General features: G+C 67.4%; 1 pseudogene. It reads right to left on the reverse strand.

Annotation, left to right across the window (positions count from 1 at the left end):
• Positions 1–487, reverse strand: a pseudogene (locus EOA60_RS36795) (single-stranded-DNA-specific exonuclease RecJ); the annotation flags it as partial.

Genomic DNA, 487 nt, shown 5'->3' on the forward strand with positions numbered 1-487 from the left:
TCCTGGTTCAGCCGGTCGAGCGTCTCGGCAATGCTTGCGGCTTCAACGGGATCCTCGGTGGCAAGCAGCCTGCTGCCGAGCGCGGCATCGCCGATGCGCCCGCCGGCATTGATGCGCGGCCCGATCAGATAGGCGAGATGGAAGGTATTTATCGGCTCGCCGATGCGCGAGACCCGCGCAAGCGCCGCCAGCCCCTCATTCTTCTGCTGGCGCGCCACCTGCAGGCCCTTGACTACGAAAGCGCGGTTGACGCCGGTGAGCGGCACCACGTCGCAAACGGTCGCCAGCGCGGCGAGGTCGAGCAGCGAAAGCAGATCGACCGGCGCGACGTTTGGTAACCGTTCGCGAAGCACCTTCGCCGTCTGCACCAGGCACAGGAAGACCACACCGGCGGCGCAGAGATGCCCCTGCCCCGAAAGGTCGTCCTCCCGGTTCGGATTGACCACCGCATCCGCCGCCGGCAGCGGTCCGCCGACCTGGTGATGGT

This window comes from Mesorhizobium sp. M1A.F.Ca.IN.020.06.1.1 (assembly GCF_004023265.1).
Taxonomy (GTDB): domain Bacteria; phylum Pseudomonadota; class Alphaproteobacteria; order Rhizobiales; family Rhizobiaceae; genus Mesorhizobium.